This is a genomic window from Halorubrum lacusprofundi ATCC 49239 (assembly GCF_000022205.1).
GTDB lineage: Archaea > Halobacteriota > Halobacteria > Halobacteriales > Haloferacaceae > Halorubrum > Halorubrum lacusprofundi.
Window position 1 is genome coordinate 88,440 of sequence record NC_012028.1, and the last position, 18,836, is coordinate 107,275.

17 protein-coding genes and 2 pseudogenes are annotated in these 18,836 nt (G+C 57.8%); 7 read left to right on the forward strand and 12 right to left on the reverse strand.

Annotated elements, in window-relative coordinates:
* Nucleotide 1 precedes the first annotated feature (1 nt).
* Entirely contained in the window at nucleotides 2-331 is a 330-nt protein-coding gene (locus HLAC_RS18860; RefSeq protein ID WP_197690643.1) for a hypothetical protein, read from the reverse strand.
* Nucleotides 332-549: 218 nt separating this feature from the next.
* On the opposite strand from HLAC_RS18860, the gene HLAC_RS14000 reads away from it, so the two are divergent.
* Nucleotides 550-2,628: a transposase gene (locus HLAC_RS14000; RefSeq protein ID WP_012659210.1), complete on the forward strand. Its 2,079-nt coding sequence runs from the start codon at nucleotides 550-552 to the stop codon at nucleotides 2,626-2,628.
* Nucleotides 2,629-3,071: 443 nt separating this feature from the next.
* On the forward strand, nucleotides 3,072-4,379 hold the full coding sequence (locus HLAC_RS14005) for a tyrosine-type recombinase/integrase (RefSeq protein WP_012659211.1): 1,308 nt from the start codon (nucleotides 3,072-3,074) through the stop codon (nucleotides 4,377-4,379).
* A gap of 490 nt (nucleotides 4,380-4,869) precedes the next feature.
* Here the strand turns inward: HLAC_RS14005 and HLAC_RS14010 are convergent, their stop codons facing one another.
* Both HLAC_RS14010 and HLAC_RS14015 read right to left on the reverse strand, forming a co-directional pair.
* Complete coding sequence (locus HLAC_RS14010) at nucleotides 4,870-5,262, reverse strand: DUF8115 family protein (protein WP_012659212.1); 393 nt, start codon at nucleotides 5,260-5,262, stop codon at nucleotides 4,870-4,872.
* Complete coding sequence (locus HLAC_RS14015; RefSeq protein ID WP_049933879.1) at nucleotides 5,259-6,095, reverse strand: ParA family protein; 837 nt, start codon at nucleotides 6,093-6,095, stop codon at nucleotides 5,259-5,261. The genes HLAC_RS14010 and HLAC_RS14015 overlap by 4 nt, the downstream gene beginning before the upstream one ends.
* Before the next feature lie 500 nt (nucleotides 6,096-6,595).
* On the opposite strand from HLAC_RS14015, the pseudogene HLAC_RS14020 reads away from it, so the two are divergent.
* Nucleotides 6,596-6,945, forward strand: a pseudogene (locus HLAC_RS14020) (hypothetical protein); the annotation flags it as partial.
* A gap of 145 nt (nucleotides 6,946-7,090) precedes the next feature.
* Here HLAC_RS14020 and orc4 read toward each other — a convergent pair.
* The gene (gene orc4, locus HLAC_RS14025; protein WP_012659214.1) at nucleotides 7,091-8,323 is read right to left on the reverse strand and encodes a DNA replication protein Orc4; all 1,233 of its coding nucleotides are present in this window, start codon (nucleotides 8,321-8,323) and stop codon (nucleotides 7,091-7,093) included.
* Between the two features lie 696 nt (nucleotides 8,324-9,019).
* Nucleotides 9,020-9,343, reverse strand: coding sequence for a DUF6788 family protein (locus HLAC_RS14030; protein WP_012659215.1), 324 nt, complete (start codon nucleotides 9,341-9,343; stop codon nucleotides 9,020-9,022).
* 138 nt (nucleotides 9,344-9,481) lie between these two features.
* Between HLAC_RS14030 and HLAC_RS14035 the strand changes: the two genes are divergently transcribed.
* Complete coding sequence (locus tag HLAC_RS14035) at nucleotides 9,482-10,402, forward strand: MarR family transcriptional regulator (RefSeq protein ID WP_012659216.1); 921 nt, start codon at nucleotides 9,482-9,484, stop codon at nucleotides 10,400-10,402.
* 33 nt (nucleotides 10,403-10,435) lie between these two features.
* On the opposite strand, the gene HLAC_RS14040 is transcribed toward HLAC_RS14035, so the two are convergent.
* Nucleotides 10,436-10,849: a MarR family transcriptional regulator gene (locus HLAC_RS14040; RefSeq protein WP_012659217.1), complete on the reverse strand. Its 414-nt coding sequence runs from the start codon at nucleotides 10,847-10,849 to the stop codon at nucleotides 10,436-10,438.
* A gap of 128 nt (nucleotides 10,850-10,977) precedes the next feature.
* Between HLAC_RS14040 and HLAC_RS14045 the strand changes: the two genes are divergently transcribed.
* On the forward strand, nucleotides 10,978-11,526 hold the full coding sequence (locus HLAC_RS14045) for a DUF8170 family protein (RefSeq protein WP_012659218.1): 549 nt from the start codon (nucleotides 10,978-10,980) through the stop codon (nucleotides 11,524-11,526).
* A 74-nt stretch (nucleotides 11,527-11,600) separates the two neighbouring features.
* On the opposite strand, the gene HLAC_RS14050 is transcribed toward HLAC_RS14045, so the two are convergent.
* The 5 genes and pseudogenes from HLAC_RS14050 to HLAC_RS14075 all read right to left on the reverse strand — a co-directional run bounded on the left by HLAC_RS14050 (nucleotide 11,601) and on the right by HLAC_RS14075 (nucleotide 15,485).
* Nucleotides 11,601-12,278 (reverse strand): hypothetical protein, encoded by a 678-nt coding sequence (locus HLAC_RS14050; RefSeq protein ID WP_012659219.1) that lies wholly within the window; start codon nucleotides 12,276-12,278, stop codon nucleotides 11,601-11,603.
* A 111-nt stretch (nucleotides 12,279-12,389) separates the two neighbouring features.
* Nucleotides 12,390-13,319 carry an ImmA/IrrE family metallo-endopeptidase gene (locus HLAC_RS14055; RefSeq protein WP_012659220.1) on the reverse strand — a complete coding sequence of 310 codons (930 nt, stop codon included), beginning with the start codon at nucleotides 13,317-13,319 and terminating at the stop codon, nucleotides 12,390-12,392.
* Between the two features lie 404 nt (nucleotides 13,320-13,723).
* Complete coding sequence (locus HLAC_RS14065; RefSeq protein ID WP_012659222.1) at nucleotides 13,724-14,071, reverse strand: DUF8013 domain-containing protein; 348 nt, start codon at nucleotides 14,069-14,071, stop codon at nucleotides 13,724-13,726.
* A gap of 73 nt (nucleotides 14,072-14,144) precedes the next feature.
* Nucleotides 14,145-15,187 (reverse strand): annotated as a pseudogene (locus tag HLAC_RS14070) (DUF6610 family protein).
* 82 nt (nucleotides 15,188-15,269) lie between these two features.
* Entirely contained in the window at nucleotides 15,270-15,485 is a 216-nt protein-coding gene (locus HLAC_RS14075) for a DUF8129 domain-containing protein (RefSeq protein WP_012659224.1), read from the reverse strand.
* Nucleotides 15,486-15,617: 132 nt separating this feature from the next.
* Between HLAC_RS14075 and HLAC_RS14080 the strand changes: the two genes are divergently transcribed.
* On the forward strand, nucleotides 15,618-15,824 hold the full coding sequence (locus tag HLAC_RS14080; RefSeq protein WP_012659225.1) for a heavy-metal-associated domain-containing protein: 207 nt from the start codon (nucleotides 15,618-15,620) through the stop codon (nucleotides 15,822-15,824).
* On the opposite strand, the gene HLAC_RS14085 is transcribed toward HLAC_RS14080, so the two are convergent.
* Complete coding sequence (locus tag HLAC_RS14085; RefSeq protein ID WP_012659226.1) at nucleotides 15,821-18,148, reverse strand: heavy metal translocating P-type ATPase; 2,328 nt, start codon at nucleotides 18,146-18,148, stop codon at nucleotides 15,821-15,823. The two genes, HLAC_RS14080 and HLAC_RS14085, sit on opposite strands and share 4 nt — an antisense overlap.
* A gap of 132 nt (nucleotides 18,149-18,280) precedes the next feature.
* Here HLAC_RS14085 and HLAC_RS14090 point away from each other — a divergent pair, with 132 nt between their 5' ends.
* Nucleotides 18,281-18,835, forward strand: a complete 555-nt coding sequence (locus HLAC_RS14090) for an ArsR/SmtB family transcription factor (protein ID WP_012659227.1) — start codon at nucleotides 18,281-18,283, stop codon at nucleotides 18,833-18,835.
* Nucleotide 18,836: the final 1 nt, after the last annotated feature.

Sequence of the window (18,836 nt, forward strand, 5' to 3'; positions counted from 1 at the left end):
TTCAGCAAGCAGACGTTCTAACTAAGCGGCTTTGTGAAGTACTGAGCATCGTTCGATACGCGTGGACAATATCCAATCGCTCCATTTTCGCTACAACGTACTGTCCACGCTCTGTAATCCGATACAGATTGTTCACCGATGTCTCCCGATCATCAATCTCCGGGGTAATCAATCCGAGGCCTTTCGCTTCCCCAATACGCTTCGTCAGCGTTGACGAACTAATATGCAATCGTTCGTTCAAGTGCTTGAACTGCTTTGCCTCTCCCTTCAGCACCACTAAGAGACCCATCGCGCCACGCAATTCAAAGAACCCCCTAAGCGTGTCTGCCATGCATCACACTTCATTACTTATCCTCACTTGTAGTCAAACTTTCTTCTAATCACAACGACGCTCAAAACACAGTAAACTTCGATTTGGATCTTTTTGGAAACTGGACTCTCCTGTACGCAGTCTGCGTTTATCACCCCGTCACGTAGGTTAAGACAGACTTTCGGAAACGACACCCCGAATATTACACTTCGATTCGAAGTAACTTACCCTATCAACTCATGACGGCCACTCCCGACTCAAAACAAGCGGTTCTCGACTCTCTGTCTGAGTCCCATCGGGAGTGGCCATACTCGACTAACCACGATACAGTGAATAACGACCCGTGGCCGCTCGCTTGGGATGCTGCTGCATTCATTGAGGAATGGTTCTCTCATCCTGAGCATACCGACGTGGAAGAAGCGATCTGCCACATAGAACTCGACCCGTCAGGGTTCGGGTACGATGTCACTGACTGGCATTTCAAGCAACCTCCAGAACCGTTGTTGAAGGCGCACCTTCTTCGAATCGTCAAAGGTTGGGGCGGCGAAACTGCACTCCACGACTACCTTGACGATAACACCGAGTTAGTAGCTGCACTAGGGTTCGGAAACGGGCTTGCATCGAAAACTACGCTCTGGCGAGTCTGGAACGAGAATCGACTTTCAGACGACCACAAGCAAGTCGTCCGAACCATCGGCCAAGTGCTTGTCAACGTAGCACGAGAACACGGTGTCCCTGCTCCCGATGAGGTGTTCTACCCCGACCCGAGTGTTGACGCTCCAAATGCAGTCGCACAGGATGATTTGACAGTCCGAGACCGGACGATTGCAAAAACACGGGATGTCTGGAAGCAAGCGAAACCAATGGTGACTGAGAATTATCAGTTGCCGCGTGGAAAGAATACAGAAATCCATCAGAACGCGTTCTTTGAAGCACACGCGTTCATGGGGTCGCGTGAAGAGATGTACGCGGAGGATGGGACGGTGAACTTTGCTGCAGATACCACACGCGAACGTGTACAGACTGGCAGTACTCATCGCCACCACTTGCACAAGATTGGCCCGACAGATGCTCGTCAGATGCATCGTGATGCGACACGAGAGTTAATTGAGCGTGCTCGCCGTGATTCTGAACTCGTTGGAGGGGTCCTGGTCAGTATTGATATCACGAAATCGAACCCGTACAGTACAAAAAAGAAAATTGAGTCTGACGAGGCTGGGAATGTGACAAACAAGTGGCTACTCGGCTACAAAAACGACGATAAAAAGTCCACAGAGTTCTATTTCCAGTGGGCAAGCGTCCAAATCGTCGGATTAGATATCCCGCTTGTACTTGATGCGATTCCGGTTCACCGTGGCCTGAAGCGTGCTACCATCGTTGATCGGTTACTGGAGAGTGCAACGGATCTCGTTGATGTCGAAATGGCAATGATGGACCGGGAATTCGCTCACGATGCAGTCAAGGACGTATGTGATGATCACGAGGTCTACTATTTGAATCCGGGTAAAATGAGGACCAGTGAACGTGCAACGTGTACCCGTCTTCGCCGTCAGGGTAAACTCATTCATATTGAGAGTGACGAAGACACCGACAGCAGCACGGACGAAGGACGAACGACGCTTACGGACTTCACGTCTGGTGAGGAAGATTCCGATGAGGAAGCGGGTGTTGTTCGGAAGCGTGTGTATGTCCCTGCAATAAACGCTGAGCGAACCGGTGACGATGGCGATGATGATTCAGATGAGACCGATAGTGAGGATGGAGACAACGAGTCAAACGATAAGGATGAGCTGCGCCAAGAGTTGCTACATGAGTTCTCAGAAGTAAAGGATTCAGATGCGGAAGAGATCGAGCAGCTGTTCGGTGACGTGATTGATGAGGTCCGAGACGAGGAAGACAAGCGAAAGCTCCCGGGGAATAAGGAGGACAAGGACCGGTTTATGTTGTTCGAGTCGAATCACCCGGCTCTTGAAATCCCAGAAAACAGTGACAATGGTGAGGAGCCTATGTCAGAGACGGAGAAGGCACACATGGTGAGTCGTGTTCTGCGTAAGTACAAGCACCGGTGGGGGATTGAGAACGGATTTAAGCAAATCAAGAGTTTCCGTGTTCGGACTACGTCGATGAATCCTGAGTATCGGTTTTTCAACTTCCTATACGCGTGCACGCTGTACAACGTGTGGAGATTGACTGATTTGCTAGTCAAGTTGGAGCTATTAGCGGAGTCTGAGTTTGAGTACAAACCCCTTGTGACAGCAGACCTCTTCCTGACGATTGCGAAGGAGTACAATATCGTTGGGTTAGACCCTCCCGACTAGCATTTTGGGGGATTGAGAATGCGATTCTCGTGAGTGGCAACACCGCTCAGTGGTGGTGATTTTCGCTGTTTTTCGGGCATAACTGGCTGTTTCTTTGAATGGTACTGATGGCTGGGTTTATTCACACTCTTGTCTGCGATTAAAAATAGTTCTCGCTCGCCGTTGTAGCCGCTATCTCGTGAAACTAGTGGACTTCCACGCAGAAAAATCTGTATCGCAACATGCAGTTTATGCTTACCATGCGTTTTCTCAGCGATTTTGACGTGGGTTTAGCAGACTGGAGCAGTCAGCCGAACCCACAAAATTATAATGAATCCGACTGAAACGCTGAACAACTCGAATATGTCACTCTTAAAATTGCCATACTGGGCCGCGACTAGGCTTCTAACCGAATTCTGCACCAATTCAATTTCGGACGGTCGAGTCCCCAAGAGAGCGCTACAATGAGTCGATCGGATGCCGAGCAGGAGGACAAGATCAACGCTGAGCGGATGCCATCATTCGATGATGTCCGATGGACCTCGTGTTCACTTGAGGCCTTCACGGACCTGTACTGGGACGAGATCGCCCCCTGCCTCGAAGCAGAGGGTATCGATTCGAGAAGTGAGAAGCCGACCTACCAGTGGTTTCGGGATCACGATGCGCGGTCATTCCTCGCGGCTCTCCGTCGCCATCACGACCGCCCATTCGGAGAGTTCTGGGACGAAGACCTTGAGCTCGGTGACGATGAAGAGGGATACACATGGGAAACAACGGATGATGCAACAATCGACGCCCTCGAACAGTTCCTCAGCCGGCGGCAATCACGATACAGTCTGGCGTCGTCTTCTGTCGACGCACTCCGAACGCGACTGAACCTCTACGTCCGTGCCTACCAGGAGGCGAACGGGACGAACGACCTCCTCACACCGATTCAACGAGACCGAGAGAATCCAGCCTACGAAGCCGTTGATGCGTGCTATGCAGCATTTGACTGGTTGAACGAAGGAACCGAACGCGAATACAGTGCCCAGACTCTCCAGCGTGTGCGGCGCGTTGTCGACGCCTGGTATCAGCATCTGGTCGGTCGGCGGATCGCCTCGATGAACCCTGCAAGCGGTCTCTACGACGAATTTAAGTGGGAAGTCGAAGATTCACCCACTCCGTCCCTTTCGGCGAGTCATATTCGGAAGCTGATGCAGGCGGCGGGGACAACGCGAGAACAACTGCTCGTCGTGGCGTTAGCTGGCTGGGGACTTCGAGCGAGTGAGGTCGCAGCACTCCATGTCTCGCAGTTCCACCGTGATGTTCCTGAAGACGACGTCCCCTTCATCATGTTCAAGAGCCGTAAGAACGGGCCCGGTGAGGTGTCTCTCCTGTACGGAATGGACGTGTTTGACTTCCAAATCGACGAACTAGCTGAAGATGAGACGTGGGCTGGATATCTCTTCCCATCCTCACAGGGAAAAACGCCGTACGTGACACGCGATACGATTCGTAATTGGTTCCAAAATCTTGCATTGGAAGCAGGTCTTCCCGAGCGAATCGAGGGTGAGCGTCCGAGTCCGCAGCTTTGCCGTCGATTCTGGTACGATACCTATACTGCAGTCCTCGAAGGTGTACTCGAAGGCGTCGACGAAATCGCTGCAGAGCAGGGGAGTAGCGATCCTCGGGTAGTGATGCAAAATTACCTCTCTGACTCGCGTTCTCGTCGAGTCCGGCGCGAGTTCATGCAAGAACAACTGGACGAAGCCTTCGAAGAGAGAACGTAACATCACCCACCGACTTTTCCGTGGTCATTGCTTGGTTGGTGATTGAATCAATGAATCACAGATTCCAGGAATAATGAAGATTCGCGAACTCGCCAAGCAAGACGTCGATCAGTGAATCACGGAGTCACAGATACTTCATTCAAGAATTTCCGGAAACGCAGGATTCCGGCGAAGCGGGATCGTATTACAGCACAAGGATTAGAGTAGATAAGCTAGAAGAATCTCAGCTCTTTCCGGAAACGACCCACTCATTCTGTTATAATCAGACAGAGAATCACTATGACGTGCCGTATTCGTTCTCAGTATGTGGCCACGAGAACTACGAAACCGTTCACGAGCGGCCGGTGAAGTACCAAGGTTCTCAGTAGCGTTCGCCGTTGTCGTCGCCGTCCTCGGGGTTATCCAGATTCTCCTCCAAGTTGTGTAGCAGAAGTAGATACAGTATATGTATCCAGAATATGGATTCGGTAAAGAGATTCAGAAATGGGTTTCAGAACTCGTAGTCTTGTGACTCGCGGAACTGCTGGTAGCCTTTGGCACCGGCTTCAAGCGTCTCTGGGGCCACCTCGCCGAGCGCGACTCGAACCAGCAGCCGTAGCGCCTCGGCCTTGCTTGTACCGTCGCGGTCGCGGTCCAGTTCGTCGGCAGCCGCTTCGATGACCGCTTCCAGTTCGCCCGTCTCCTCAAGCCCGGCGAACAGCGCCGCGAGGTTGCCGTCGCGGATGGTCAGGTTCTCAGAGATGTCGCTGGCGTAGGCGTCGGCAACGGCGTCGACGAGCGTCGGTTCGTCGGCCACAGTTATGTCGGCCGGGTCGGTTTCGTGGCGCTTCTGTGTCTTGGACTGCTGGAGCAGTTCCTCGGCGTCGGGAGTGTCGTCAGTCATTGTCGAAGAGTCTGGAGCAGCTGGTCAGTCGCCGTACTGTACGCGTCGAGGGCTTCTTGCCCGGTAGAGTAGAGTTCGTCGTCGTCGACAGCGAACAGCGTCGACCCCGCCTCCTGGTAATCGCCGATGTTCTGCGTCGAGACGACCTGCAGGCCTGCGATATCGGGGTAGGCCTCGCGGATGTCCGCAACGAACTCCGAGGACTGCGTGGTCCGGCGGTCGATCATCGTCGGCAACACCATCGCGAGCCGCGGATCGACCGGGTAGGCGTCACGGATCTCCTGCAGATCAGCCTCGAGATTCTCAAGCTGGTTACGCTCAAACGCGCCGGGGCGCAGCGGAGCAATCACGTCCTCCACCGCGTAGAGGCCGGAGATGGCGATGTTGTCCTCCTTCCCCGGCAGGTCAACAAGTACGAAGTCGTACGTGGCCGCGAGGTCCTCAGCAATGAAGTCTGCCAGCCGGTCGTAACGCTCCTCGCGCGGGACGTTCGCGAGGTTGTTGTCAGCTGCTCCGAGACCGGGGTCGGCCGGGATAAGGACCGGACCCTCGCCCGTGTCGAAGGTCATCCGCTCGACGACGTTGTCGATACCGTTGCGGATGAGCTCCCACTGGTCGCCGAACACAGCCGAGATCGGTGCGTCGATGCTCTCCTCGTCGATGGAGATGCCGAAGTGGGTCGCGAGGTCGTTCTGTGTCCCTGCGAGGTCGATAAGGAGCGTGTTCAAGTCATGGTTCTGAGCCGCGGCAACAGCGACGTGTGCTGCCGTCGTCGTCTTTCCCACGCCCCCTTTCTGGACGTAGGTTGCCGCGGTGAGGATTCCGTTTTTCATATACAGATACAGCATACAGAATCAGGAATCATAAACCTGCTGCAGAATCTCGCAGTTCAGGCGGTATTTAGGTGGTCGACCACAGTGGCAGCTTCATCACCGAACAGCTCGTCGACGCGGTCCATGTGGAGCGAGCCGTGGGTGGTGTGGGTGGCGTGGGTGGCGTGGAATTTGACCTTCTGATCCGGGTGGTGTCGTTAGCCGAATATTGCTCGATGAAAGGCCAATTACTGCGTTTCGATGAGACGCCGCTCCTGTGCCTCGTCACGGACACCGTTCGTCATCTCTACGTCGATTCGGCCCTCGTTGTTGAGCACCATCCAAACCCAGTCCTTGAACTCGTCTCGCGCTCGAAGAAATCCGCCCAGGAGCTGGTGTGGGCATCTATCGGCAACGTGCTGACCACGATTCGGATCTGTGAATCCCACGACTGCGGCGTGCTCGTCCCGTGGAACTCCTGGCGCCACGAGTTCTACAAGCCGATGGGAAAGGTTCCGATCAAGCACCTCGTCGAACGGAATCGCGTTTCCAAGCCGCTGGAGGGGTACACGCAGAACACCCAGAACGTGGCGGCCCTGAAACGGGCTCGCGACCAAGACCTAGCCGTCCACCCTGGACAGGATATCCAATATGTGGTCGACGACGACGAGAAGACCTCGCGAGAGCGGGTCGCCCTCGCCCACGAGGAGATAGAGTCGTACGATTCCTCGTACTACGAGACACAGCTGATCCGAGCGGTCGAGAGCGTGCTGTCACCACTCGGATGGGACCGGACGGACATTGACGAGGGCTCTCAGCCGATAGAAATGCCGTCTTGAGTTCATTCGGTGCCGGCGACGAATCGTCATAACAAACTCCACGCCCAGCCCCGGATTTCCGTCGTTTGGAACCAACCCCACGTTTCCGACGTAATTTTCGACCCCCTCGTTTCCGTCGTTTCCGCACGCCCCACCCCAGATTTCCGTCGTCTGCCCCCACTCAGTAGTAGGAGGTCACTACTCGCGAGTCCAGTCCTGCATCCGGCTGTCCTCGAGAATCGTTTCGCGGACGACCTGAGGATCTTCAATGAGTCGGTTCTGGAGATGGATGCCGCCCGCACTCCCCTTGTTGATCTTCTCGATTTCGACAACCCCGAGGAAGGCTTGCTCTTTCAGGATGTCGCGGAACCGGCGAACGGAGAGGATGTCCATGTCCAGGTGATTGCAGATCCGCTCATACTGGTCGTACACGCGGCTCGTCAGGAAGGCAGCGTCGTTGGAGTTGACGCTCAGTTCTGTGAGCGCCAGCAACGCCGCCTTCGCCTGCGTGGGTGCGCCATTCACGAGTTCTCTGAACCGGTCCTTTTCGGCGTGCTGCTGTGCCTGGCGGACGTGTTCCTCCGTCACTTGCTCTGCTCCGGCCTCGTAGGCGACCTCGCCGGCGTGGCGAAGAATGTCGATCGCCTTCCGAGCATCGCCGTGTTCCTGCGCGGCGAAGGCCGCCGAGAGCGGAATCACGTCCTCGGAAAGGACGCCGTCCTGGAAGGCGTCCTCGCGATTGAACATGATCTCCCGGAGCTGGTTAGCGTCGTATGGCTTGAAGAACAGTTCCTTGTGCTGGAAGCTGCTTTTCACGCGCTCGTTCACGTTGTCGACGTACTGGATCTTGTTGCTGATCGCGATGACACCGACGCTACAGTCGATTTTCCCCGCCTCCTCAGCGCGCGAGAGCTTCATCAGCACGCTGTCGTCGTTCATCAAATCGATCTCGTCGAGGATGATGATCACAGAATCGAATTGAGCGTCGAGCGTCTTCCAGAGGAGTTTGTAGTATTTCGACGTACTGAGGCCGGTATGGGGGACGGAGATTCCAGTCGTAGATTCATCGTTCAGCTTCGCAGCAAGTGAGGAGACCGCCTGAGTCTCAGTATTGTCTTCAGCACAGTCGATATACGCTGTTCCAATCTCGACGCCATCCTGAGCGGCATTTTGAGCTCGCTGGCAGACGTGTTTTGAAACGAGAGATTTACCGGTCCCAGTTTTCCCGTAGATCATCACGTTCTCCGGGGAGTACCCGTGGACAGCACCGTTGAGACGTTTCGCGAGCTTCGAGATCTCCTCGTCGCGACCGACGATCCGGTCAGCTTCCGGAACGTGGCCGATTTTCAGGAGGTCCTTGTTCGCGAAGATACGATGCCCGGATTCAAAGAGTGGATCGTCGACAGAACTGGATGAAGAGTCGGGCGTCATTGAATATCACACAGTGTGAGTGGGGGGAGTATAAATCTAGTGGAGAACGCCACCCCACGTTTCCGACGTTCCTTGTCCGATATCAGTGGGAAAAAGCCGTAATACGGTAGTATTGCATTTCTGATAATATAACCGCGTTTCCGACGTGAGATAGGAAACCCGTAGACGGAAGCGTCGCCTCGATGTCGAATCCCGAACCCACACACCCCACGTTTCCGTCGTAATCACTGAATAGGTGGGGTGGGGACTCGAAGAAGACGTGCACGACGAGATACCAAAGACGAGAGCCGCCTAGCCGTCCAAAGTTGGCCGTCTATAGAAGCAGCTGGAAAGGATTGTTTCATCTGAGGGGGCGAAGTACTTCGTCCCCTCCTTGGTCGAAGCACACTTAATGGACATTTCTCAGCTTTGCTACTTTAATCTATGTGTTCCAGAAGTTAGTTCACCTCTAGATTGGTTCTAGGTCAACATAATTAGTAGCTGCATAGCACTATCATAGCCTCTCCCTACGCCGTCGTGGAGAAACGACGGAAACGCGGGGGGTGTGATCCAATCGAAAACAGTGTCACCCCCTTCACCCACATCCAGTTACGACGGAAACGCGGGGGGTGTGATCCAATCGAAAACAGTGTCACCCCCTTCACCCACATCCAGTTACGACGGAAACGTGGGGTGGGTGTCCTCCATCATCGAATTTTACTCGTCCGGGTTGACCGGACCCTGGTACTGAGAACGAATCTTCTCTCCGTCCCGCCACTGCCAGTAGTAGTAGCGATTGTTGTTGATCTCCTTGATCGTGATCGTCGCCTTTGCCGGGACGTCGTCCGGTAGGTCATCTGGTCGCTCCTCGACGTCGGCGTTGTCCGCCTCCTCCTTGAGACGAGTTTCCCGCTCTTTGTGTTCGGCCAACGCCTCGGCGTAGCGACCAACGTCCCGAAGATGTTCCGGTGTGGCTTCGTTGAGGGCGTCGACGATTTCCGTCGAGAGGTTTGCTGGTGGGGAGGGTGGTTCGTAGGACATCGACTCTCTCCGTGTTAACCAACAAAATTCGCCGATCCATAGTTCTGTTGGTTAAGCAGGTTCGTGGACTCGCTGACCTCGTCCTCTGTAACACTACTCGAAACTTCTTTATATGTAAGTTTCGTACTATATTACACCGTGCTCCGGCGTATCGAACTCGAGGTCCTCGCCACGGTCGACCGCGGCGACACGATCTCCGAACTCGCGACGAAGCTCGACCACAGTGAGAGCTACCTCTCCCGTGCCGTCGGTGACCTCGTCGAGAAGGGGCTCGTCTACACGGAACGCGACGGCCGGCGAAAACGAGTCGTCCCGTCAGCTGCTCGTGCCGTCGAACGCTATCAGGACCTCGTCCGCCAGCACTCCCACATCGAGTTCCCCGAGCTGTTGACCGGCAAGGCACTCGAGGTGCTCTACTATCTCGACCAGCCACGAACCGTCGCCGAGATCGCCGACCGGAGCGACAACTACCGTAATACCGTCAACCGTGTCCTCAAGCGATTCCGCAACTGTGGACTCGTCGGGACGGACGACGGCCGCTATGACTTCAACGGCGACTTCGACCGCCTCCACGAGTTCGCCCGTGAACTCGCACATCATCTCCATCGCCAACGCCTCGAATCCGTCGCCCCGAAGGGGACGATTCTCTGGGAGGATCACGACAAATTTCTCGCGCAGACCGAAACGGAGATCGACGCGGAGGGGTTCCACGAAACCGGGCTCGCTCGATTCGCGGCCTTCGACCTCCAGTTCCTCCTCACCGACCACCGCTACTACCTCTACTCCGAACACGTAGAGGAAATTTCGTCGGCGGAGCTGTGTTGTCACACGCTGCTAATCGACGACGACAGCCGTTACCGCTCGTACTGTCTCCTCCTGCTCAGCCACGTCGACGTCGACGAGGACGACCTCCGCGAGCGAGCGGCGAAGTATGGACTCGAAGACGAGATTGATGCCCTACTCCAGTATCTCGAGACACACGGCGAGATCCAGGACGGCCGTCTCCCCGAGTGGTCCGAGTTCCAGGAGCTGGCGGCTGAGTACGAAATTAACAGATGATTGAGTACTGACACGGAGCTGATTCTGTCGGGGTTACGCGTCGTCCGGGCGAGGGGCGTTCTCGTACTTGACCATCTTCTCGGGCTTGTTGGAGATGGTCTCGTAGATCTGTTGGAGGGTTTCCTCCGCGGCGAGGAGATTGTGTTCGTCGAGGAAGGTCTGGCCCTCCTCTGTGAGGCCGTAGAACTTCCAGGGATATCCTTGCCGGCGCTGATCGTCGTCGAGTGGGACTTCCCTGACGATGCCAGCGTCGATCAGCTTCTGGATGTGTTTGTAGACGGTCGCCTCGCTCACACTGGGGTTGAGCTCCTCGAGTTCGTACATGGAGGGGAGCTGCTCGGGGTGCTGGAGGATATTGTTGACCAGCGCGAACCGCGTCTGTTGAGTCACGAAGTGGACAAGTTCGCGAGATTTCATTTCCCCAGCAGTCCCTAGGTCGGTGCTCATACGACACAGTACACACCCAGGCGGCAAGTAGTTTACCCTTGAGTAAACCACTCTGGAGTAAGCTACACATGATTGACCCGGTGATTTACTCCATAAATCATATCGCACGGCGCTGAGAGAGCCTGTATATGTTCGACGAAGAGCCGCCCGTCCCCGAGGAGGTCCTTATTAGTGCGAAGGACCAACTCAATGAGGAAGAGATCTCGCTGGCGGACAACGAGGAGATTCTCCACGCTTTGAGTGAGCTGACCCCTGTCTATGAGAACGATAGGTCGTATTTCGTCCTCGGGAACTATGATCGAGAGCCGATCCGCCGGTTGAACCTGGTAGTTGACCGGCTCAATCGCCGGCAAAACGCCTACGCCTTCCGGATGGTCGACATCCGCGGGGAGTGGGACAACAGCATTCAGAAATTCTGCCTGATCGCCGACATCGTGACCTACCTTGTCGGCGTCGCCGAGAAGGAACCGAGCGACTTCCTCGTTGAACAGGGACTCCTCGTTGGAACGACGGAGTACTTCGCGAAGAGCCACGTCCTCAAGCGAGAGTACGAGGACGAAGAACACCCCTTCGGCTGGATGCAGGACGGCGTCCTCGAACTGTTCGACCGGGACGGACGGCTGTATCGCTGGGAGACCGAAGAGCAACTCGTTGACGTGACTTCGGCACTCCCGTGATGGTGGGCGAGTCAGATACTGTCTGCGTTAACCAACGCGAGCGGTGATAGAATCGATTTGTTGGTTAACCAAAGCTAGTCCGCGTCAATTGGGAGTCGACCATCTGGTCGCGGAACACGCCCGCGCTTGATTTCGTTATCGACGCGGCGCATATGCTTGCAGCCACCGTCGGGTATTCTCTGCTGCCAGTCGGGACAGGTACACGACTCGTCGACGACCAGCCGATCGCGGACGTCGCCCGTTCGGCCACCGTCCGGAGCGACGGCTTCCGCAGGGCCACTGAGCCGCTCGTGGAGCAGCTCTTCGACCGGATGGCCTTCCGGCCAGCGATAGTGGACTTCACGGCGCTCGCGATGGTTGTAGGAGCCACAGGCTGCGGCGTTCCCAGCCCACACGCGCCACGCGCCGAGGGCGGCCATCACGTCGACGATCCCCCGTGGAACAACCTTGTGCTCGTTGGGGTAGAAGATCCGGAAGCGGGTACACCCGTCTTGGGGCGCCACCGTCTCCCACCACTCGACGTCGTCACCCCAACTGTCGAACATCGCGTCGTCTTCCCCGTACCCGACGGTTACGTCGTCGATTTCCGGGCCATTCGTAGTCGTCTCGTCAGTCTCGCCTTCGAGCAGCCGGAGGACGGCGTACCGTAGATACTCGTGTGCTGGATCGTCCGCCGACCGGGCGATCTGGTCGTGTTGTTCTGCAACCCGTTCCGCCTCATCGAGGACAGCGGATAGATACAGTTCACTCATGATTCGACGGAGGTCGGAATGCGCCTCCGCCCCTCGGCGGGCGCTGAAAAACTTAACCAACGAAACACTGTCTTACCGTCTGACCGTTGGTTAACAGTGAGAACCGCGTGTTCAGCCCTCTGCAACCGTGTCGATGATCTTCTGTGCGGTCGAACTGATCCGCCCGAGACGTTCCTGAATGCCCTCCGCATCGTCGCCCTGCCACGCGGCAAGATAGAACGCTGACCCGCTCGTATCCAGGTCGAAATACCGCCCGACGATGTACGCGACGGCTTCTGCCTCGACCTCACGTTTCGACCGCTCGGTCGCGTCGTCGACGTCGGAATGGAGCAGCGCGTGCGCGTACTCGTGGATGAGCGTCACGGCGAGATCGGCCTGATTCGGGCGGGCTTTCGCCTCGACGACTGGGTGAAGATCACGCTTACTCCGATATTTGCAGACACCCTTCGCGCTGCCGTGCTCCCAGTCGGCAGCGTCGACGATGCGAACCTCGACATCGAGATTGTCCGCCGCGCCGAGGAGCACGGGAACCAGGTCTTGGGCATCCCCCGTGGCCTCGGTTTCTAGCTCGGGTAGTGGTTCGCCCTCGGTCTGGGAGACGTCGAACACAGAGGTTGGCTTGAACCCGACCAGTCCGTTCGACCACTCGTCGGGCGGCGTCTCGTCGTACTCACAGTCGCTTTGCTCGTGGTAGCTCTGCGAGTTCTCGCATTCAGGACATTGCTTGGTGATGATCGGGGCCCAGATCCAGATGGCATCTTCACCTTCCTGGACGTGCCGGTCGAACTCGTTCCGCCAAGTGTTGTAGCCCGCGATTTTTGTCGCCTGGGGACACTGGAGGGTGATCAGGAGCGTGTTCCGATGGGAGTAGTCGTGGAACTGACTTTGGATGTCGAGCCACTCTTGGAACTCCTCACTGACCTTCGCCTCGTCGACGTCTGCAACAAGGTCGTCTATCCAATTTTCGATGGTGCTGTGCATCTCGGCGTTCCGTGTGTCGGTCTCCTCAAAGGAGGCCGACGGGTCACTGGTCGTAGCCATAGGATTCACCGAATCGAGTTCACGGCAACTGCGTCAGTTCAGCACGCGCCGCACCCCTCGGGGGCGCACAATAAACGACGGTGCGACTGCGGGGTTTATCTCGGGGGTGCTATCGGAGGCGGGGATTAACAACCAGTGCGACACTATCGCCGAGAAGATGAGTCTTGTCGACGTGCTTCGCGAGGTGGTTGGCATTCGCACGGCCAGCACGTCCACCCTGTATGAGTGTCGCCACTGTGGCACGACCCTCCCGGCGGATACCGAGATGTGTCCCACCTGTGGTGGAGAGGACGTCGCCTGCTACCAGTTCTGAGGGCTTTCGTTCAGTCTGCACAGCTTGTTGTCGGAACCGTTTCTGTTCGCTAGCGTCCGGTTGGATACCCCACGGTGTGAATGGGGATTGCTTATCGAAGCGATGTCTTCTCGTCAGCGAAGCCGACGGTGACGAGGTAGTCGAGGAAGTCGTCGAACCGATCGACGTCGCTGGGCGTATCGGTCGCGAGGTGGCGCGCCCACTCGATAGCCCACTGGAACGCGGGATCGGTTCCACCCGTTCCGTGAATATACCACCACCGAGCGGCCTTCAACACGACGAGCGGATTCGTCGGTGGCCGCTCGCTCGCGAGCCCACGGGTAATCAACCCGATTTCGTCGGGGACATCGTCGGGTTCGACGTGTTCTGATTGTGTAGTGGCGATATCGATCGGGATATCATCGATGGAAACGTTCTCAGCACTCTGTTGTTGATTCACTGTCGGTCACCTCTGGTTGAAGACTCACGAACGAGCCTCCGCCCCTCCCGGGGCTCGAAAAACAGCCCGCTGCTTACGCCGGCGGGATGTAGACGCTCTGCTCGCCAGCGATCTCCTCGTGGTTATTCCGATGGCGATGGGTGAAGTAGCACTCGTAACGACAGTACCCACAGACTGCGCCGGTCCCGTATTCAGCGACGTACGGGCCGCGAGGTGTTCGCCAGACGTTCGTCCCACATTCAGTGCAAGCGGCCTGTTCGAGATCGGTTGGGGTCGGCCCCCGTACTCGATGTGTATCCCCTCGTCCTGGGGTGTCGTCTCGGGCCAGATCCCGTGGACTTTCCAGAACTCACGGATTCGGGCGAGGCTATGACGCACCGTCCTCCAAACGGTGACGTGGTCAGCGTCGCGACCGCTGTCGTCCCAGCCGTCGGTCGTCCAGAACTCACCGAACTGTGCGCCGCGATGCAAGCCATTCCAGTCGACGCCGACGATGTCGGCCGGAGGATCGGCAGAAAGCGTCGGTCGGGTCAGCTGGCGGATAGCCTCGAGTTGCTTGGGTGGGCTCCCGCCGAGGATGTGGATGCGCCGACCGCGCCAGTCGGGCGGGTCGGAGAATTCGTGCGCCAAGCGGTCAGCATAGCCTCGTGAGTAGCCAAGGACGAGGTCTTCAGGAATCGCGTCGATCACCGTTCGGGACTTCGGGACGATGATGAGTTCGGCCTCCGGGTAGCTGGCCTGAATCTCGCGAGCAGCGGCGACGTGGTCGTTGATGTCGTCGCGTTCGTAGACGTCGCCGATGACACCGACCTGTGGTTCGTGCTCGAAGAACCGATCGACGAACCGCTCCAGATCGGGGTTCCGGAAATCGTTGTCGAGCATCCCGACCGGGATGTCTAGCTGCGTGGACTGGGACTGCTGATAGCCACAGTCTTCACGAAAGCCGGGGAGGAAGCCGAGTTCATACGCGTCGAGGGCGAACGGTGCTCGATGGAGGAACGCCACGCTGTCGGCTCGTCTGGCAGTGGCAATTTCACGTGCAGTGCTGCTGCTGGTGCTGGTATCGATGACATGAGTAGCGGTCTGCGAGGCCGCTGCTGGCCGCCCCGCGCCCATTCAGGGGCTCGAAAAACCGGGGCCACTCTTCGTTAACCAACAATTTGTGTTCGACTCGTGGAATGTTGGTTAAGAACGGAGTCTACTCCTCGTTCCCACGCAGCTCTTCGGCTTTCCACTCGAGGCGTCGCAGAATCTGTGTCCGGTTTTGGTGGGCGTTCTCGTAGGCGACGCACTCCCGGAGCGTATCCATGTCTGGAATCGTCGAGATGCCTGCGTCGATTAGGCGCGTGTTCGGTGCTTCGAGTCGCTTTTCGGGCGGGAAATCGGTATCCTCTCTATTTTCAGCTGGCTCCATCCCGGAAGGCCTCCGCTTCTTGCAGGCCACTACAAACGATACTCAGGGGTGCGCCGATCTGCTTCTAACAGATTTCACACCGATACGATAACTACCGTAACGGTCAACCCGCGTGAGTGACTATCGTCAGATATGGAGCGAAAGACGATTTCCGTGATCGGGATGTCGTGCAACGGGTGCGAAGAGAACGTCGAAAACGCGCTGCAAAGCCTCGACGGTGTGAGTCGTGTTGAAGCCGACCACGAGACCGACACCGTCAACGTGGTCGTCGACAATGCGGTAACCGACGACGATCTGACGACAGCCATCGAAGGGGCCGGCTACGACGTGGCGGCCTAATCGGCTGCTGGCTGTCCGTCTCCGATTTCGGTACTATCCTCATCTTCGACGGCGAACTCGGTATTGACGCCCTCGCCCGAGAGAAGTTGCCCGCCGAAGCTGTTTGCGAGCACCGCCGAAACCGAGAGTACCATCGCGAGCATCGCGAACACGGGGTGGACAAGCCCCGTCGTCGCCGCCGCGACGCCGATCCCGTTGAACGCAAACGCAGTCGCGAGATTTTGGCGAGTCTTCCGATAGCTTTCCTCGCCGATCTCGTAGGCGTCCATCACGCCGCCCAGCCGCTCGCCCATCAAGACGATGTCCGCCGATTCGATGGCGATGTCTGTACCGGCGCCGATGGCGATGCCGATGTCTGCCTGCGTGAGCGCGGGGGCGTCGTTGATGCCGTCGCCGACCATCGCCACGCGGTGGCTTCCGTCAGAGCGGCGCTCTGACGACGTTCGCGAACCGGTGATTCGCTCACCGTCGTCTTGGAGACGCCCAATTTCCTCGCGCTTCTCGTCAGGCAGCACGTCGGCCATCACGCGCTCGATACCGACCTCCTCGGCAACCGCCTGGGCGGTGCGTTCGTTGTCGCCGGTGATCATCACCGGCGTGATGCCTGCGTCTTTTATTCGCTGGACAGTCTCGGCGGCGTCGGTCTTGAGCTCGTCCCCGATGCCGATGAGGCCGACGAGGTCGCCGTCGCGGACGACGCCGGATACCGTGAGCCCACGGCGCTGTAGCCGCTCGATCTCGTCGCCGGCGTCGGAGAGGTCGACGCCCTCGGCTTCGAGCCAGCCGGGCTTTCCAACGAGGACATCGTCGCCGGCCACGGTCGCGCGGACGCCATTCCCGGTCACAGAGTCGAAGGATTCGGGGTCGGCGTACTCGACGCCGCGGTCGTCGGCGTGGTCGAGGATGGCGTCGGCCAGCGGGTGTTCCGAGAAGGCCTCTGCACTTGCTGCCGTCGCCAGCACGTCGGTCTCCCCCTCACCCACCCCGACGATTTCGCTCACGACGGGTTCACCGACAGTGATGGTGCCGGTCTTGTCCAGCACGATGTGGTCGATGTCGGGGAAGATCTGGAAGGCGTCCCCCGAGCGCATCAGGATGCCGCGATTGGCGGCCTTGCCGCCGCCGCGGATGAGCGCAAGCGGCGTCGCCATCCCCAACGCGCAGGGATACCCGAGGACGAGGACGGCTAGTGCTGCGAACGCGCCGCGCTGGACGTTCGGCCCACCACCCCACGCCAGCGGTGCGACCAGCCAGAAGGTTAACGAGAGCGCAGCGATAGTCAGCACGCCCGGGACGAAGTACTTGAGCACGCGGTCGGCGAGCTGGATGATACCGGGCTTCATCGCCCGGGCTTCCTCGATTTCGCGGGCGACCTGATTCAGGAACGCGTCGTCGCCGATCGCGGTCACCTCGACGAGTAGCGTCCCGGTCTCGTTGACGCTCCCGCCGATAACCTCGTCGCCCTCGGTCTTTTCTTCGGGGATGGACTCGCCGGTGGCGACCGACTCGTCGACCGTGGATTTTCCGCCGCCGACGACGCCGTCGACGGGGACGTTTTCACCGGGCTTGACGCGTACCTGGTCTCCGACTGCGATGTCGTCGACAGGAACGTCCTCAACATTTCCGTCGTCGGTGACGCGACGGGCCGTGTCCGGCTGGAGATCGAGAAGACTCTGGACGGCTTGGGAGGCTCGCGTCCGGACGATGAGGCTGGTGTATTCCGAGAGGATGTGGTAGGTGGTGATGAACACGGAGACGGCGAAGAAGTGGACGGTCGGAAAGCTCGGGAAGACGAACAGGCCGAGCAACCCACCAAGCAGGCCTGCGAACGCGCCGGCCTCGAGGAGGACGTGCTGGTTGAAGATTCCTCGGCGGAGGCTCTGGAACGCCTTCTCCGTGATGTAGCGGCCGGGGCCGAACATCGTCCCCAGCGCCAGCCCCAGGGTCACGAGATCCATCACGGGCGAGGCCGATTCGAAGCGCCCCATCACGACGATCATCCAGCCCATCAGCGCGGCAACGACGATGGAGGCCCCACCGGCGAGAAGCAGGCGCCGCTTCCCGTCGGCGAGTTCGGCCTGCTGTTGCTCGTATCGTTTCGCTTTGTCCGGGTCCCGGATGGTGTAGCCGAGGTCCCGTAGCGTGTCCTTCACCTTGACTTCGCTCAGGATGCCGTCGTCGTACCGGACGAGGACTTCCTCGTGGGCGAGGCTCACGTCGACATCCTCGACGCCCCCGGTCCGGCTGTAGGCTTTCTCGATGCTCTCGGCGCAGAAGGAACAAGACATCCCGCCGACGTTGAACTGCTCTTGTGTCGTCCCCATCTTGGTTCGTCCTTGTCTCGCGAGCCTCATAACCATTATGACAAAAGTTATATCGGTGGCATCAATACTAAATCATCGTCGAAGAGGTGGCGATACTCTTACTGTCGTTGTGTCCCTACACCCAGATACAGAATGGCCCTGTTCGAATCCGACGTGCCGATCCGCGAGGTCGTCACCACCGATCCTGAGAAAGCGAAAGCTCTCGAGAACGACGTCCGCGCGAAAATCTTGGACATGCTCGCCGACGAGGAGATGACCATCGAGGGGATTCACAAGGAACTCCAACGCCGGGGCGAGGACAAGGCCGAGACGACGGTTCGCCACCATGTGAACGTCCTGAAGGATGCTGGGATGGTCGAGATCGCCCGTCTTGAGGAGGCCGGCGGCGGCACGCGGAAATATTACAAATCGAATACACGTGTGTTCTCTTACGACCTCCCTGAGGACAGCGATCAGACGCTCAGCGCGGCCCAGGACCATACTACCGAGGAATTGCGGACTCTTCTCACATCGCTCTATGAGGCCCACGGAGACGACATCGAAGCGGTCGCCGAGGAACTAAAACCGTGTGAGTACTGTGCCACCCAGCACTACGAGGAGTTCCTCCTCCGAGAGCTCCTCAATCGCGCCCTGCTGGACCTGAACGAATCCGGCGCACTTGACGAGATCGTTGCTGGCGGCGAATGAG

Bases quoted from the DNA above. Each gene is read 5' to 3' on its own strand.
- HLAC_RS14040 (WP_012659217.1), bottom strand. From the start codon at position 10,849: ATGAGCACCGACCTAGGGACTGCTGGGGAAATGAAATCTCGCGAACTT.
- HLAC_RS14055 (WP_012659220.1), bottom strand. From the start codon at position 13,319: ATGGCTACGACCAGTGACCCGTCGGCCTCCTTTGAGGAGACCGACACA.
- HLAC_RS14010 (WP_012659212.1), bottom strand. From the start codon at position 5,262: ATGACTGACGACACTCCCGACGCCGAGGAACTGCTCCAGCAGTCCAAG.
- HLAC_RS14085 (WP_012659226.1), bottom strand. From the start codon at position 18,148: ATGGGGACGACACAAGAGCAGTTCAACGTCGGCGGGATGTCTTGTTCC.
- HLAC_RS14045 (WP_012659218.1), top strand. From the start codon at position 10,978: ATGTTCGACGAAGAGCCGCCCGTCCCCGAGGAGGTCCTTATTAGTGCG.
- HLAC_RS18860 (WP_197690643.1), bottom strand. From the start codon at position 331: ATGGCAGACACGCTTAGGGGGTTCTTTGAATTGCGTGGCGCGATGGGT.
- HLAC_RS14080 (WP_012659225.1), top strand. From the start codon at position 15,618: ATGGAGCGAAAGACGATTTCCGTGATCGGGATGTCGTGCAACGGGTGC.
- HLAC_RS14000 (WP_012659210.1), top strand. From the start codon at position 550: ATGACGGCCACTCCCGACTCAAAACAAGCGGTTCTCGACTCTCTGTCT.
- HLAC_RS14005 (WP_012659211.1), top strand. From the start codon at position 3,072: ATGAGTCGATCGGATGCCGAGCAGGAGGACAAGATCAACGCTGAGCGG.
- HLAC_RS14030 (WP_012659215.1), bottom strand. From the start codon at position 9,343: ATGTCCTACGAACCACCCTCCCCACCAGCAAACCTCTCGACGGAAATC.
- orc4 (WP_012659214.1), bottom strand. From the start codon at position 8,323: ATGACGCCCGACTCTTCATCCAGTTCTGTCGACGATCCACTCTTTGAA.
- HLAC_RS14090 (WP_012659227.1), top strand. From the start codon at position 18,281: ATGGCCCTGTTCGAATCCGACGTGCCGATCCGCGAGGTCGTCACCACC.
- HLAC_RS14050 (WP_012659219.1), bottom strand. From the start codon at position 12,278: ATGAGTGAACTGTATCTATCCGCTGTCCTCGATGAGGCGGAACGGGTT.
- HLAC_RS14075 (WP_012659224.1), bottom strand. From the start codon at position 15,485: ATGGAGCCAGCTGAAAATAGAGAGGATACCGATTTCCCGCCCGAAAAG.
- HLAC_RS14015 (WP_049933879.1), bottom strand. From the start codon at position 6,095: ATGAAAAACGGAATCCTCACCGCGGCAACCTACGTCCAGAAAGGGGGC.